Here is a 16152-nt window from a genome sequence, read left to right as displayed (position 1 = left end):
CCTGCTGGCTTCTGCCGAGGGGTATTTGGCCTCGGCACGCATAGCGGTCACCATTGTGAGGTGACCCGGCGGGCGTTTCTCTTGTATGGGACGGAGAAAGCTGGTATACTATAACCTGAGATTTTATGTCCGGTGTGCCGGACAGCAGGAGGTCCTTTCATGAAGCTTATGGTCATTGACGGCAATTCCATCATCAACCGGGCCTTTTACGGCATCAAGCTGCTCACCACCAAGGACGGCACCCCCACCAACGCCGTCTATGGCTTCGTGAACATCCTGCTCAAGCTGATAGACGAGGAGCGGCCAGACGCCCTGTGTGTCACCTTTGACCGAAAGGCCCCCACCTTCCGCCACCTGGCCTATGAAGGCTATAAGGCCCAGCGGAAGGGGATGCCGGAGGAGTTGGCGGCTCAATTGCCTATCCTGAAGCAGGTACTGGAGGCCATGAACATCCCTCGCTATGAGATGGATGGCTGGGAGGCCGACGACCTCATCGGTACCATCTCGGTGAAGGATACCGCCGCCGGGTGGAATACCGTCATCGTCACCGGCGACAAGGACTCCCTCCAGCTGGTCACCGATACCACCCGGGTGAAGCTGGTGTCCACCCGTATGGGCCAGACCACCACCAAGGAGATGACCCCCGAGGCCTTCCGGGAGGCCTACGGCTTTGATCCCATCCACATGGTGGACCTGAAGGCACTGATGGGGGATACCAGCGATAACATCCCCGGTGTCAAGGGGATCGGTGAAAAGACCGCCATGGACCTGATCCAGCGCTACCACAGCGTGGAAGCCATTTATCAGGATCTGGACAGCGTAGAGGCCAAGCCTGCCGTGCTTAAGAAACTGACCGAAGGGGCAGACCAGGCTAAAATGTCCTACGACCTGGCCCTCATCCACTGCGATGCCCCCATCGACTTCACCCCCGAGGCCAACCTGCGGAAGGAACCCAATGCCGCCGTCCTGTACGAGTTTTTCCTCAAGCTGGAGTTCAATAAGCTCATCGACAAGCTGGGCCTCAGCGCGCCTCAGGGGGAGGTGCAGCAGGAGGAACAGTTTACCGGCACCTGCACCAGTGAAGATGTCACCGATTTGAACCGGGCAGAGGAGCTGTTGTCTATCTGGCGGCAGAAAGACAGCGTGGATGTGCTGGCCCTGCCCTCTCTGGACGTGGTTGTGGTGGAGCACTGGGAGAGTGAGCAGGATAGCCACGCCGCCATTCTCCGGGCTGACCAGCTGGAGGGGTATAACAGCGTTTTGAAAGCCCTCTTTGCTCCTGACATCAAGAAGAACACCCACGATGTGAAAACCCTGCTGTCCAGACTGCTGAACGAGGGCATCGAGGGAGGCGGCTTTGTCTTTGATACGGCTCTGGCGGCCTATCTGCTGGCTCCCACCGACGGCAGCTACGAGCTGGAGACTTTGGGTATGCGGTGGTTCAACCATGAGTATGCCAAGGCCAAGGATACCTACCTGGCCAAGGACGCCTGGACGCCATTGGGGGATCAGGTGGCGGTACTGGGGGCCTTCCTGTCCCACTGCGCCCTTATCGGCGCGTTGAAGGAGGCTATGGCCCCCCGGCTCACGGAGCTGGGTATGGATAAGCTGTACTATGAGGTGGAGCTCCCCCTGTGCCCGGTGCTGGCGGAGATGGAACACGCCGGGGTGCTGGTGGATCGGAACGCCCTCACCGCCTTTGGCCAGATGCTGGATGAGCGGATTCAGGCCGATGAGGCCCTGATCTACGAACTGGCGGGGGAGCAGTTCAACATCAATTCCACTCAGCAGTTCGGCAAGATCCTCTTTGACAAACTGGGCCTGCCCCCGGTGAAAAAGACCAAGACCGGCTACTCCACCAACGCCGAGGTGCTGGAAAAGCTGCGGGACAAGCACCCCATTGTGGAGGCGGTGCTGGACTACCGTCAGCTGGCCAAACTGAAGTCCACCTATGTGGACGGGCTCACCAAGGTGATCGCCGCCGACGGGCGCATTCACACCTCCTTCCAGAACACCGTCACCGCCACCGGACGTCTCAGTTCTACCGAGCCCAACCTGCAAAACATCCCCGTCCGCACCGAACTGGGGGCGGAGCTGCGGAAGATGTTTGTGGCTCCGGCGGGAAAGATGCTGGTGGACGCCGACTACTCCCAGATCGAGCTGCGGCTGTTGGCCCACATTGCCGGGGACGAGCACATGATCGCCGCCTTCCGCTCCGGGGAGGACATCCACACCGTTACCGCTTCCCAGGTGTTTGGGGTGGCTCCTGAAGATGTGACCCACGAGATGCGCCGCCGGGCCAAGGCGGTGAACTTCGGTATTGTCTACGGTATCTCCGACTTCTCCCTGTCTCAGGACATCGGGGTGACCCGGGCGGAGGCCAAGGAGTATATGGAGAAGTACTTTGAGAAGTACTCCGGCGTCCACGCCTATATGACCCAGGTGGTGGAGCAGGCCAAGGCAGACGGCTATGTGTCTACCCTCATGGGCCGCCGCCGTTGGCTGCCCGAGCTGAAATCCTCCAACTTCAATATGCGCTCCTTCGGGGAGCGGGTGGCCCTGAATATGCCCATCCAGGGTACCGCCGCCGATATCATCAAGCTGGCCATGATCCGGGTGCGTGACAAGCTGCGGGTCGAGGGGTTGGAGGCAAGACTGATTCTTCAAGTCCACGACGAACTCATCGTGGAGTGCCCGGAAGGGGAGACCGACCGGGTCAAGGCTCTGCTGGAGAACGAGATGGAGCAGGTGGTGCAGCTGGCCCTGCCTCTCATTGCCGAGGCTCATGCCGGGAAGAGCTGGGCGGAGGCCAAGGGCTGAAAGGAGCCTGCTGTGGAGTTGAGGAGGCTGACCGACAGGGAGCTGATCCCCTGGTATGAACAGGAACTGACCGAAGCATTTCCGCCCAATGAGCGCAAGCCCTTTGGGGACATTCTGGCTCTGATGGACCAGGGGCGCTATGAGGTGTGGGGCCTCTTTGACGGTGACACCCTGCTGGGCTACGCCACCCTTTGGATGGAACCCGCCGACAAAAGCTGCATTCTGCTGGACTATCTGGGGGTGACCGCCGCCCGGCGGAATGGAGGCCTGGGCGGTCAGATTGTCCGGATGCTGGTGGAGCAGCTGGCGGGGAAGTCTCTGCTGCTCATTGAGGCGGAGCGGCCAGTGGAAGGGGACGATCTGGCGGAGAATGCGCTACGGCAGCGGCGGCTTCGGTTTTATGAGCGGTGCGGTTTTGTGCCTGCCTACGATATGGCCACCTGTGGGATGAGGTTTACCACCTTTCTGCCGGAACTGCCCGCGGATCTGGCCCCGGTGATGGCCCTGCACAGGGCTATTTACGGCCCTGACCGCACCGATGTGAAGGTGCCTCTGGGGCCGGATGAGTTGCCGCCCGGCCCGCCGGCGTGGATGGAGAAAGGAGAGACGGAATGGAGCGTTTGCTGATGTGCCTGGCTGCGTTGGCCTGCATTGCCCTGGGTATTTTTATGCTGGCCAAGCCGGAACTCTGCTGGAAGCTGGAACATTTTCTGGATACCATAGGCGGAGAGCCATCTGACTGGTATCTCACGGTGACACGACTGGCGGGCGTGCTGTTTCTCCTGCTGGGTGTTGGAATCCTGCTGTTTCTGCTGGTTGAACTGATCTGCAGTTTGGCGTTTTAAGGAGCGGATACTGTGAATTATAAACTGGTCCCTATGGACAAGTCCCACCTGAGCCAGGTGGCGGCCATCGAGCGGGAGTGCTTTTCCCACCCCTGGTCGGAGGCCCTGCTGGAGCAGGAGTTGTATAACGATATGATCTCCCTGGTGGTGGCCGAGGGGGAGGACGGCACCGTGCTGGGCTACGGAGAGGTGCGGGCCGTGCTGGACGAGGGTACCCTGGAGAAGATCGCGGTGGCTCCGGCTTACCGCCGCCAGGGGGTGGCAGAGGCCATCCTGGGTGCTTACATCCGGTTTGGGCAGGCCCACCTGGCCTTCCTCACTCTGGAGGTGCGGGAGAGCAACGCCCCCGCCATTGCCCTGTATGAAAAGCTGGGCTTTCAGACGGTGGGTCGCCGGAAGAACTACTACCGGGAGGAGCATGAGGATGCCCTGCTGATGACCATTACTTTTTCAGAAGAGAAGGAAACGCTATGAATATTTTAGCCATTGAATCCTCCTGCGACGAGACTGCCGTGGCGGTGGTGAAGGACGGCCGCACCGTCCTGTCTGACGCCATCGCCTCCCAGGCGGATATGCACGCCATTTACGGCGGCGTGGTGCCTGAGATTGCCTCCCGCAAGCACATCGAGGCCATCGCCGGGCTGGCCGATCAGGCCCTCCAGCAGGCGGGGATCACCCGGAGCGACATCGACGCTGTGGCGGTGACCTACGCCCCCGGCCTCATCGGCGCCCTGCTGGTGGGCGTGAACTTTGCTAAGTCGGTGGCCTACGGCCTCAATGTGCCCATCATCCCGGTCCATCATGTCCGGGGCCATATCGCCGCCAACTACATCGCCCACCCCGACCTGGAGCCCCCCTTTGTGTGTCTCTGTGTCTCCGGCGGCAACACCATGATCGTGGACGTAAAGGGCTACACTGATATGGAGATCCTGGGTGCTACCCGGGACGACGCGGCGGGGGAGTGCTTTGACAAGGTGGCCCGGGTGCTGGGCATCGGCTATCCCGGCGGGGCCCCTATGGACAAGCTGGCCCAGGGCGGTGATGATACCCGTTACGAGCTGCCCCGGGCCCATGTGGCGGACGCCCCTCTGGATATGTCCTTCTCCGGGCTTAAGACAGCGGTGCTCAATCTGGCCCACAACACCGCGCAGAAGGGGGACGAGCTGGACATGAAGGGCCTGGCGGCCTCCTTTGCCGCCGCCGTTAGCGATACCCTGGTACCCCGTACCATGGAGGCGGCCAAGCGCTGCGGCTATGGCAAAATTGCTGTGGCGGGCGGCGTGGCGGCCAATTCCCGTATCCGGGCCGATCTGGAGACAGCCTGCCGTCAGTCCGGCGATCAGCTGTTCCTGCCTCCTCTGTCTCTGTGCGGGGACAACGGGGCCATGATTGGCTGCCAGGGCTACTATGAATATCTGGCGGGAAAGCGGGGCGGCATGGACTTGAACGCCTACGCCACCCGGGACATTAAAAAAGGTTAATTGGATTTGAATCAAAAGCGGCGGTTTTTTGTAAAAACCGCCGCTTTTTGCTGTCTTTTCTGAAAAGAGGATAGGATGGGGGAGAAAAGGGTATGCTACAGACATCATGTACAGAAATGGTAATATAATTTTAAAAATTATATTACCATTTGCTGTTGACAATATTATAAGATTAGAACTATACTATAAGAGAAGAAAAGATATCTCCTATCAGCTTTGACAGAATGGCAGGTGTATGGTATGAATCAGGAGAATATTTTAAGAGGCAACCCTTCCGCCCTCTATTATCATCCCAAGGCTCGTCCGGTCCGGAAGGCAAAACAAGAGCGGGACCCCTATGACGGTCTGCGGCCCTGGTCGGCCATTACCCACGGCATGGGCGCGGCGCTGGCCGCCGTGGGCACGGTGCTGTTGGTGGCCCGCTGCCTGCTGGAGGAGCTGAGCGTGTGGCATCTGGTCTCCTTCCTGATCTATGGGATCAGCATGGTGGGCCTGTATACCGCCAGCACCTTGTACCACTGCATCAATACCAGCGTGGCCGGGCGTATTGCCCTGCGGAAGTATGACCACGCCTCCATCTATTTTCTCATCGCCGGCAGCTACACCCCTGTGTGTCTGGTAGCCCTGCGGGAGATGGGCGGTTGGGGCTGGAGCCTCTTCGGCGTGATCTGGGGGCTGGCTCTGGCGGGACTGGTGCTCACCTTGGTATGGCTCTCCGCCCCCCGCTGGCTCACCTCCGGCATCTATATCGCCATGGGCTGGCTGGCCATCATTGCTTTGGTGCCCCTGATGCAGGTGCTGCCTGGGGCGGGAATGTTTTGGGTGCTGGGCGGCGGTGTGCTCTATACCATCGGCGGTGTACTCTACGCCGTCAAGTGGCCTGGCCGCAATAACCCCAAGTTCGGCTGCCATGAGATCTTCCATGTGTTTATCCTGGCGGGCTCCCTGTTCCACTTCATGCTGATGTATCAGGTAATCGCCGCGCTGTAAATCAAGCAAAAGCCCCCCGGCTTGGCCGGGGGGCTTTCTTTATAGATTGGTGTATCCCATCAAATACTGATCTACGTCCCGGGCGGCCTCACGGCCCTCCCGGATGGCCCACACCACCAGAGACTGTCCACGGCGCATATCGCCAGCGGCAAAGACGCCGGGAACGGTGGTGGCGTAGCCGCCTTCCGCCGTTTTGACACAGGAGCGGGGAGTGCGTTCCAGTCCGAAAAGCTCGGGTACATAGTCCTGGGGTCCCAGGAATCCGGCGGCAATGAGGAGCAGCTCGCAGTCCAGTACCGCCTCGGTGCCAGGGATGGGCTGGTGGTCGGGACCCAGCTTGACGGTTTTCACTGCCTTCAGCTTGCCGTCCTTGTCGCCCATCAATTCGGCCACAGTGGTCTCATAGACCCGGGGATCGTGGCCAAAGAGGGCGATGGCCTCCTCCTGTCCGTAATCGGTCTTGCACACCCTTGGCCACTCCGGCCAGGGGTTATTTTCTGCCCGTTGATCGGGGGCCTTGGGCATCATCTCCAGCTGGGTCACGCTGGCGCAGCCGTGGCGGATGCAGGTGCCAACGCAGTCGTTGCCGGTGTCGCCGCCGCCCACGATGACAACGTGCTTGCCCTTGGCGGAGGGGTAGGTGCCCTCGGCCAGATCGTGGGTCAGCAGGGAACGGGTGGTCTCCTTTAAAAAGTCCACCGCGAACCACACCCCGTCCAGCTCCCGGCCGGGAACGGCCAGATCCCGGGGCTGGGCAGCGCCGCAGCACAGCACAACTGCGTCAAAGTCCCGCCGCAGCTGCTCCGGGCTGAGGTCCTTGCCCACATCCACGCCGGTACGGAACGTGATTCCCTCAGCGGCCATCTTGTCCAGCCGCCGCTGGACCACCGGCTTTTCCAGCTTCATGTTGGGAATACCGTACATCAAGAGGCCGCCGGGCCGGTCCTCCCGCTCAAAGACGGTAACGCTGTGGCCCCGATGGTTGAGCTGGTCGGCACAGGCCAGACCGGCAGGGCCAGAACCAACCACCGCGACCTTTTTGCCGGTGCGGGCTTTGGGAGGACGGGGGGACATGAGGCCCCGGTCCCAGGCGTCCTCGATGATACCCAGCTCATTATCCTTTACGGTAACCGGGTCTCCATGGAGACCGCAGGTGCAGGCTGCCTCGCACAGGGCGGGGCACACCCGACCGGTAAACTCAGGGAAGTTATTGGTCTTTAAAAGCCGCTCCAGTGCGTGGGTAAAGTTGCCGGTGTACACCAGGTCGTTCCACTCGGGGATTAGGTTGTGGAGGGGACAGCCGGACACCATGCCGTTCAGTACCGCCCCCGACTGACAGAAGGGTACGCCGCACTCCATGCACCGGGCGCCCTGCCGCCGCCGGTCGTCCCGGCCCAGCCGGGGGTGAAACTCGTTGTAGTGCTTGATGCGCTCCAGAGGGGTCTCAGAGGGATTCCCCCTGCGCTGATATTCCATAAATCCTGTGGGTTTTCCCATGGTTATTCCCCCTTCTGGTGGGTATTGACATAGAAGGCCTCTACCTGGGCCTCCTCCCGGCTCATGCCCTTCTCCTCATACTGGGCGATGGTGCGCAGCATCCGGTCGTAGTCGTGGGGCAGGATCTTCTTGAACAGAGGCAGATAGTCCTCAAAGTGAGCCAAAATATAGCTTGCCTTGGCCGAGCCGGTGGCGTCGGCGTGGGCCTGGATCAGCTCCCGCAGCTCGGCGTCGTCGTGCTTCTCCGTGACCGGCTCCATGGATACCAGAGCCTTGTTGAGCCGCAGGTACAGGTCCCGGTGCTCATCCAGCACATAGGCCACGCCGCCGCTCATACCGGCGGCAAAGTTCTTGCCGGTGGGGCCCAGGACCACCACCCGGCCGCCGGTCATATACTCGCAGCCGTGGTCGCCCACGCCCTCCACCACGGCGGTGGCGCCCGAGTTGCGGACACAGAAACGCTCGCCCGCCACGCCGTTCAGGTAGGCCTGGCCGCTGGTGGCGCCGTAGAGGGCTACGTTGCCTACCAGGATGTTTTTCGCGGGATCAAAGGTGCTGTCCTTGGGGGGATAGACCACCAGACGGCCACCGGAGAGGCCCTTGCCCAGGTAGTCGTTGGCGTCGCCCTCCAGCTCCAGAGTCAGGCCCTTGGGCAGGAAAGCGCCGAAGGACTGGCCGCCGCCGCCGGTGCATTTGACCGTAAAGGTGCCGCCGGGCAGGTTGTCGCCGTGGAGACGGGTGATATCGGAGCCCAGAATGGTGCCCACCGCCCGGTCGGTGGAGGAGACCGCCACTTCCAGACGCTTGGGAGCACCCTGGGCCAGTGCGCTGCCCAGCTTGCGCTCCAGCACCTTCAGGTCCACGGTGTCCTCCAGATGGAAGTCGTAGACGTCGGCGGGATCGAAGTGGGCCTTTTCCGCGCCTACATAGGGGTTGTCCAGAATGGCGGACAGGTCCACCGTGGCGGCCCGGTCATTGACTGCCGGGGTGCGGACGGCCAGAAGGTCGGTGCGGCCCACCAGCTCCTCCACAGTGCGCACACCAAGCTTGGCCATATGCTCCCGCAGTTCCTGGGCGATGAAGCGCATAAAGTTGACCACATATTCCGGCTTGCCGGCAAAGCGCTTACGCAGCTCCGGGTTTTGGGTGGCAACGCCTACAGGGCAGGTGTCCAGATTGCACACCCGCATCATGACGCAGCCCATGGTCACCAGGGGAGCGGTGGCAAAGCCAAACTCCTCGGCGCCCAGCATACAGGCAATGGCCACATCCCGGCCGCTCATCAGCTTGCCGTCGGTCTCCACCACCACCCGGGACCGCAGTCCGTTCTGGATCAGGGTCTGATGGGTTTCCGCCAGGCCCAGCTCCCAGGGCAGGCCGGCGTTGTGAATGGAGGTGCGGGGGGCGGCGCCGGTGCCGCCGTCATAGCCGGACACCAGTACCACCTGAGCGCCGGCCTTGGCCACGCCAGCGGCGATGGTGCCCACGCCTGCCTCGCTGACCAGCTTCACCGAGATGCGGGCCTGACGGTTGGCGCACTTCAGGTCGTAGATCAGCTGGGCCAGGTCCTCAATGGAGTAGATGTCGTGGTGGGGCGGGGGAGAAATCAGGGTGACGCCGGGGGTGGAGTGGCGGCAGCGGGCGATCCAGGGATATACCTTCCCGGCGGGCAGATGGCCGCCCTCACCGGGCTTGGCGCCCTGCGCCATCTTGATCTGGATCTCCTTGGCGGACACCAGATATTCACTGGTGACGCCGAATCGGCCGGAAGCCACCTGCTTGATGGCGGAGTTGCGGGCGGGATCTTTCAGCCGGTCGGGCTCCTCGCCGCCCTCGCCGGAGTTGGATTTGCCCCCCAGCAGATTCATGGCCTGGGCCAGACACTCGTGGGCCTCCCGGGAGATGGAGCCGTAGCTCATGGCGCCGGTCTTGAAGCGCTTGACGATGGAGTCCACGCTCTCCACCTGGTCCAGAGGCAGGGGAGTGTCGACGTACTTCATGTCCAGCAGGCCGCGGAGGGTGTGGGGACTGGTTTCGTCGTCCACCTGGGCGGTGTATTGCTTGAACAGATCGTAGTCTCCCCGACGGGTGGCCTGCTGGAGCAGGTGGATGGTCTGGGGATTGTACATATGGTCCTCACCGCCGGAGCGGGCCTTGTGGGCGCCCAGAGAGTCCAGGGTAGGATCGGCTCCCAGCCCCAGCGGGTCATAGGCCTTGGAGTGGTTGCGGTCCACCATGGCGGCGATCTCGGTCAGACCGATACCGCCCACCCGGGAGACGGTATTGGTGAAGTATTTGTCAATGACCGTCTTGTTGATGCCGATGGCCTCAAAGATCTGGGCGGACTGATAGGACTGGAGGGTGGAAATGCCCATCTTGGAGGCGATCTTTACGATGCCGTGGAGAATGGCGGCGTTGTAGTCGGCCACGGCGGTGTGGTAGTCCTTGTCCAGCAGACCCTCCTCGATGAGCTCCACGATGGTTTCCTCAGCCAGGTAGGGGTTGATGGCACGGGCGCCGTAACCCAGCAGGGTGGCGAAGTGGTGGACATCCCGGGGCTCGGCGGATTCCAGCAGGATGGAGACGGCGGTGCGCTTCTTGGTGCGGATCAGGTGCTGCTCCATGGCGGATACTGCCAGCAGGGAGGGGATGGCCACATGGTTCTCATCCACACCCCGGTCGGAGAGAATAAGGATGTTGGCGCCCTTTCGCCAGGCGCGGTCCACTGCCAGCGCCAGATGGTCCAGGGCCCGGTCCAAGGGGGTGTTCTTATAGTAGAGAATGGACACCGTTTCCACCTGGAAGCCGGGCTGGTTCATGGCCTTGATTTTCATCATATCGGTGGAGGTGAGGATGGGGTTGTGGATCTGAAGTACCCGGCAGTTATCCGCCGTTTCAGAGAGCAGATTGCCGTCGTCGCCCACATAGACAGTGGTGTCGGTGACGATCTCCTCACGAATGGCATCGATAGGCGGGTTGGTCACCTGGGCAAAGAGCTGCTTGAAGTAGCTGAACAGGGGCTGATCCTTGTGGTCCAGCACGGCCAGAGGAATGTCGGTGCCCATGGCGGCAGTAGGCTCGGCACCGGTGCGGGCCATGGGGAGGATGGTGTTGCGCACATCCTCATAGGTGTAGCCAAAGGCCTTCTGGAGGCGGTGAAGCCCCTCTCTGGTGTGGCGCTCTACTCGGCGGTTGGGAATGGGCAGATCCTTTAAATGAAGCAGGTTGCGGTCCAGCCACTCGCCGTAGGGCTGCCGGGCGGCATAGGATTCCTTCAGCTCGTCGTCGCCGATGATGCGGCCCTGGGTGGTGTCCACCAGCAGCATCCGTCCGGGCTGGAGCCGGGATTTCTCCACGATCTGCTCCGCCGGGATATCCAGTACGCCCACCTCGGAGGAGAGGATGAGCCGCCCGTCCCGGGTGACATAATACCGGGAAGGCCGCAGGCCGTTGCGGTCCAGCACCGCCCCTACCACGTCGCCGTCGGAGAAGAGGATGGAAGCCGGGCCATCCCAGGGCTCCATCAGGGTGGCGTAATATTGGTACAGATCCCGCTTGGACCGGGAGATGGCCTTGTCCTCCATCCAAGGCTCCGGGATACAGGCCATAACGGCCAGAGGCAGGTCCATGCCCGCCATCATGAGGAACTCCAGGGTGTTGTCCAGCATGGCGGAGTCGGAGCCGTTTACATTGACCACCGGCAGCACCTTGTCCATCTGATCATCCAGCAGGGGAGAGGACATAGTCTCCTCCCGGGCCAGCATCCGGTCCACGTTGCCGCGAATGGTGTTGATTTCGCCGTTGTGGGCCATGAGCCGGTTGGGGTGGGCCCGCTCCCAGGATGGATTGGTGTTGGTGGAGAATCGGGAGTGAACCAGGGCAATGGCGGACTGGTAGTCCTTGCTCTGCAGGTCGGGATAGAACTTCCGCAGCTGGTCCACCAGGAACATTCCTTTATAAACAATGGTGCGGCTGGACAGGGAGGGTACATAGGTGTTGTCGTTGGACTGCTCAAACACCCGGCGGGCGATATAGAGCTTCCGGTCGAAAGGCAGGCCCTGCTCCGTGTCTGCCGGGCGGGCCACAAAGGCCTGCTGGATGACTGGCATCTTGTCCCGGGCCCTCTGCCCCAGGATTTCGGGGCACACCGGTACGTCCCGCCAGCCCAGGAAGGTGAGGCCCTCCTTCTCGGCGATGACCTCGAACATCTTTCTGGCCTGCCCCCGCTTCAGGGTATCCTGGGGGAAGAAAAACATACCAACGCCGTAATCCCGGGGACCGGGCAGCTGGATGCCCGCTGCCTGGGCAGCCTTGGAGAAAAAGCGGTGGGAGATCTGGACCAAAATGCCCACGCCGTCGCCGGTCTTGCCTTCGGCGTCCTTGCCAGCACGGTGTTCCAGCTTCTCCACAATTTTCAGTGCGTCGTCCACTGTCTGGTGGCTGGGTTTGCCCTGGATGTCCACCACGGCCCCGATACCGCAGCTGTCGTGTTCAAAGGCGGGATGATAGAGTCCCCGGGGCGGATAGCCTTCTGTTTTCATGGTTCATTCCCCTTTCCGGGTGAGTTTGGGCAGTGGGACGGTAGTAAAAAACGGCGGCAGTACGTCCCCGACTGCCGCCGTGAGACTGCATTGTCTCGTCCTGTTTAGTTTGCCCTATTCTGCGCTGTCCAGTACCATTTGGGCGGTCTGGAGCAATTTTGTACCGTTGTCCATACTGGACTTCTGTAAAAAGCGGTGGGCCTGCTCCTCTGTCATGCCGTTGCGGTCCATCAGCAGGGCTTTGGCCTGCTGAATGACTTCCAGCTCCTCCGGGGAGCGGCGGGGCCGCAGGGCCCGCTCCAGCCGCCGCCCCATCTGGAGAAGCATCCGCACCGATGCGGTCAGGTCCCCTTTGGATACCGGGGCGGGCAGCTGGAAGAGATCGTCGTTCTGCAGCAGGTCCAGCAGGTTCTGGGAGGCCAGAACCAGGACGGCACAGGAGGAGGGCAGATCGCCTGCCAGAGCCTCCACGCTCTGGTCGGCCAGCTTGAAGCCGCAGATCACTGCGGTGATGTGGAGTTTATTTGCCGTGCGGCGGACCTGGTCGGCAGTCTTGCAGAGAATACAGGAGGCCGTGCCTGAGGTCTCCAGGATCTCCTTGATGCGGCTTGCGCTTTTGGTATTTTCAAAGGCAACGATCACCTGTTCCATGGATCATCACTCCCAACTGTGAGGAGGGTGTTGCTGAGAAATCAATAGTTGATGATGTACTTCTCCCGCTCCCAGGAGGATACACGGGTGCGGTACTCATCCCATTCGGCTTCCTTGCCGGCCAGATAGTTGCTGGTAATGTGCTCGCCCAGAGTGTCCATAATGAGGGAGTCGGCCTTCATAGCCTGGATGGCCTCCTCCAGGGAGCCGGGCAGGGAGTCGATGCCGTGGGCCTCGCGGGTGGCCTGATCCATCACAAAGATGTTCTCGGTGACCTCCGCCGGGGGAACCATGCCCTTCTCGATGCCGTCCAGACCGGCGGCCAGACAGACGGCCAGCTCCAGGTAGGGGTTGCAGGCCGGGTCGGGGGAGCGGAGCTCCACACGGGTGGACTGGCCGCGGGAGGCGGGGATACGGATGAGGGCGGAGCGGTTGGAGGCGGACCAGGCCAGGTAGCAGGGGGCCTCGTAGCCGGGCACCAGACGCTTGTAGGAGTTGACCAGAGGGTTGGTCACGGCGGCCATGCCCTTCACATGGGCCAGCAGACCGGCGATGAAGGAGTAGGCTTCCTTGGACAGGCCCCGCTCGTCACTGGGATCGTAGAATGCGTTCTTGCCGCCCCGGAACAGGGACATATTGGTGTGCATTCCCGAGCCGTTTATGCCGAAGATGGGCTTTGGCATAAAGGTGGCGTGAAGGCCGTTCTTCTGGGCCAGGGTCTTGACCGCCAGCTTGAAGGTCATAATGTTGTCGGCAGCGTGAAGGGCTTCCTCGTACTTGAAGTCGATCTCGTGCTGACCTGCGGCCACTTCGTGGTGGCTGGCCTCGATCTCGAAGCCCATCTGCTCCAAGGCCATACAGATCTCCCGGCGGGTGCCCTCGCCGTGGTCCAGGGGGCCCAGGTCGAAGTAGCCCGCCTCGTCGTTGGTCTTGGTGGTGGGACGGCCCTCGTCGTCGGTCTGGAACAGGAAGAACTCGGCCTCGGGGCCTACGTTAAAGGCATCGTAGCCCATGTCCTTCGCCCGCTGGAGGACACGCTTCAGGGTGCCTCGGGGGTCGCCCACAAAGGGGGTGCCGTCGGGGTTGTGGACGTCGCAGATCAGACGGGCCACCTTGCCGTGGCTGGGCCGCCAGGGAAAGACCACGAAGGAGTTCAGATCAGGATAGAGATACTGGTCAGACTCGTCGATACGGACGAAACCCTCGATGGAGGAACCATCGAACATGATTTGATTGTTGACCGCCTTCTCAATCTGGGAGGCGGTGATGGCCACATTCTTCAGCTGACCAAAGATGTCGGTGAACTGGAGGCGGATAAATTCGATATCCTCCTCGTGGACGATGCGGATGATGTCTTCCTTGGTGTACGACATTGCAGGTATCTCCTTTCCTTCTTTCAAATTGAAAGAAAAAGAAGAAGGCGCTCCCACCCTGGCCGGGTTGGAACGCCTTCGTTCTCAACTGATGGTGTAAGTATAGTGTGGACAGCTGTTTTTGTCAATAGGAAATTGGTGGTACAAATGAATTTAGGAAAGATAACTGTAAACGGGATGCTTTGACAAGCTAAATTTTATGCAACTAGCGATATATAGACTTGCATAAGCGGGAGATCAGGCCTGACGATGGCAATGAGCGGCAGCGGCCACGAAGCCGTGGAACAGGGGATGAGGACGATTGGGGCGGCTCTTAAACTCCGGATGGTACTGCACGCCCACATAAAAGGGGCTGCTGGGCAGTTCCACAGCTTCCACCAGCCGGGCGTCGGGGGACAGGCCGCTGAGCACCAGTCCGGCCTCAGTGAGCGTCTCCCGGAATTGGTTATTGAATTCATAGCGGTGGCGGTGCCGCTCCTGGATCAGGGGCGCACCGTAGCAGTGGTCCAGCGTGGTTCCGGGCTGGACGGCGCAGGGATAGGCCCCCAGCCGCAGGGTGCCGCCCTTGTCAATCTCGTCGCTCTGGCCGGGCATAAAGTCAATGACCTTGTGGGGGCACTGAGGTTCAAACTCACCGGAGTGGGCGTCTGCAAGCCCGGCCCCATGGCGGGCAAACTCGATGACCGCCACCTGCATTCCCAGACAGATACCCAGATAGGGAACCTGGTGTTCCCGGGCATACCGGGCGGCCAGGATCATGCCCTCGATGCCCCGGGAACCGAAGCCGCCAGGCACCAGAATGCCGTCCAGATCCGCCAGTACCTGGGTGTAGTTCTCTTCGGTGACGGTCTCCGAGTCGATCCAACGAATGTCGATCTTGGCTCCCAGGGGATAACCGGCGTGGCGGAGCGCCTCGGCGACAGACAGATAGGCGTCATGAAGCTGCACATATTTGCCCACCAGACCAATGGTGACAGTGGAGCGCAGACCTTTGATCTGTTCCACCAGGGCGGTCCACTCGGCCAGGTCGGGTGCGGGGGCCTCCAGTCCCAGCTCCCGACACACCACGGAGGAAAAACCGGCGGCTTCCAGCATCAGGGGAGCCTCATAGAGGGTGGGAAGGGTGACGTTTTCGATGACGCAGTCCGGTTTTACGTTGCAGAACCCGGCGATTTTTTCAAAAATACTGCGGTCGGTGATGGGCTCGTCGCACCGCAGCACGATAAGATCGGGAGAAATGCCCATGCCCTGCAGCTCCTTCACCGAGTGCTGGGTGGGCTTGGACTTATGCTCACCAGAGGCCTTCAGGTAGGGAACCAGAGTCACATGGATGTAGAGGGCGTTGCCAGGGCCAACCTCCCGGCCTACCTGGCGAATGGCCTCCAGAAAAGGCTGACTCTCCATGTCACCGGTGGTGCCGCCGATCTCGGTGATTACCACATCCGCATTTGTTTTCCTGCCTACCGTGTAGATAAAGCGTTTGATCTCATCGGTAATGTGGGGGATGACCTGAACTGTCTTGCCCAGATATTCTCCCCGGCGCTCCTTGGCAATCACGTTGGAATAGACCCGGCCGGTGGTCAGGTTGGAGAACTGATTCAGATCCTCGTCAATGAAGCGCTCATAGTGGCCCAGATCCAGGTCGGTCTCCGCCCCATCCTCGGTTACAAAGACCTCGCCGTGCTGATAGGGGCTCATGGTGCCCGGGTCCACGTTGATATACGGGTCCAGTTTCTGAGCGGCTACCTTCAGCCCCCGGGCCTTCAGCAGCCGGCCCAGGGAAGCGGCCGTAATGCCCTTGCCTAAACCAGAAACCACGCCGCCGGTCACAAAAATATACTTTGTCATCCAATCCCCTCCTGACAATAAAAAGCGAGGGCGTCCATCAAAGGAGGCAGTACGGCCTCATTTCATGGAACGCCCTCGTTCACGGCGGATACTTTACCACCACAGG

The 16152-nt window shown here is 61.1% G+C and carries 11 protein-coding genes; 6 read left to right on the top strand and 5 right to left on the bottom strand.

Going from position 1 to position 16152, the window contains the following annotated elements; genetic code table 11:
- Positions 1-159: 159 nt before the first annotated feature.
- The 6 genes from polA to B5G42_RS02555 all read left to right on the top strand — a co-directional run bounded on the left by polA (position 160) and on the right by B5G42_RS02555 (position 6136).
- Positions 160-2820 carry a DNA polymerase I gene (gene polA, locus B5G42_RS02580; protein ID WP_087266351.1) on the top strand — a complete coding sequence of 887 codons (2661 nt, stop codon included), beginning with the start codon at positions 160-162 and terminating at the stop codon, positions 2818-2820.
- A 12-nt stretch (positions 2821-2832) separates the two neighbouring features.
- Positions 2833-3447, top strand: a complete 615-nt coding sequence (locus tag B5G42_RS02575) for a GNAT family N-acetyltransferase (protein ID WP_087266349.1) — start codon at positions 2833-2835, stop codon at positions 3445-3447.
- Entirely contained in the window at positions 3432-3665 is a 234-nt protein-coding gene (locus B5G42_RS02570) for a DUF6199 family natural product biosynthesis protein (RefSeq protein ID WP_087187422.1), read from the top strand. Before B5G42_RS02575 ends, B5G42_RS02570 begins: the two co-directional genes overlap by 16 nt.
- A 12-nt stretch (positions 3666-3677) precedes the next feature.
- Positions 3678-4139, top strand: coding sequence for a ribosomal protein S18-alanine N-acetyltransferase (gene rimI, locus B5G42_RS02565; protein ID WP_087266348.1), 462 nt, complete (start codon positions 3678-3680; stop codon positions 4137-4139).
- A complete protein-coding gene (gene tsaD / locus B5G42_RS02560; protein WP_087266346.1) occupies positions 4136-5146 on the top strand; it encodes a tRNA (adenosine(37)-N6)-threonylcarbamoyltransferase complex transferase subunit TsaD in 1011 nt (336 codons plus the stop codon). Before rimI ends, tsaD begins: the two co-directional genes overlap by 4 nt.
- 240 nt (positions 5147-5386) lie before the next feature.
- Positions 5387-6136, top strand: a complete 750-nt coding sequence (locus tag B5G42_RS02555) for a PAQR family membrane homeostasis protein TrhA (RefSeq protein ID WP_087266344.1) — start codon at positions 5387-5389, stop codon at positions 6134-6136.
- 39 nt (positions 6137-6175) lie between these two features.
- On the opposite strand, the gene B5G42_RS02550 is transcribed toward B5G42_RS02555, so the two are convergent.
- The 5 genes from B5G42_RS02550 to B5G42_RS02530 all read right to left on the bottom strand — a co-directional run bounded on the left by B5G42_RS02550 (position 6176) and on the right by B5G42_RS02530 (position 16046).
- The gene (locus B5G42_RS02550) at positions 6176-7633 is read right to left on the bottom strand and encodes a glutamate synthase subunit beta (protein WP_087266342.1); all 1458 of its coding nucleotides are present in this window, start codon (positions 7631-7633) and stop codon (positions 6176-6178) included.
- 2 nt (positions 7634-7635) lie between these two features.
- Positions 7636-12174, bottom strand: a complete 4539-nt coding sequence (gltB, locus tag B5G42_RS02545) for a glutamate synthase large subunit (protein WP_087266340.1) — start codon at positions 12172-12174, stop codon at positions 7636-7638.
- A 114-nt stretch (positions 12175-12288) separates the two neighbouring features.
- Complete coding sequence (locus B5G42_RS02540) at positions 12289-12825, bottom strand: ANTAR domain-containing response regulator (RefSeq protein WP_087187413.1); 537 nt, start codon at positions 12823-12825, stop codon at positions 12289-12291.
- Between the two features lie 41 nt (positions 12826-12866).
- Positions 12867-14198, bottom strand: a complete 1332-nt coding sequence (gene glnA / locus B5G42_RS02535) for a type I glutamate--ammonia ligase (protein ID WP_087187412.1) — start codon at positions 14196-14198, stop codon at positions 12867-12869.
- Positions 14199-14435: 237 nt separating this feature from the next.
- The gene (locus B5G42_RS02530; protein WP_087266339.1) at positions 14436-16046 is read right to left on the bottom strand and encodes a CTP synthase; all 1611 of its coding nucleotides are present in this window, start codon (positions 16044-16046) and stop codon (positions 14436-14438) included.
- Positions 16047-16152: the final 106 nt, after the last annotated feature.

It is taken from the genome of Flavonifractor sp. An91 (assembly GCF_002159225.1).
In the GTDB taxonomy this organism is placed as follows: Bacteria; Bacillota; Clostridia; order Oscillospirales; family Oscillospiraceae; genus Flavonifractor; species Flavonifractor avicola.
Note: the sequence above shows the minus strand (reverse complement) of the source record. Positions and strands in the feature narration are given on the sequence as shown.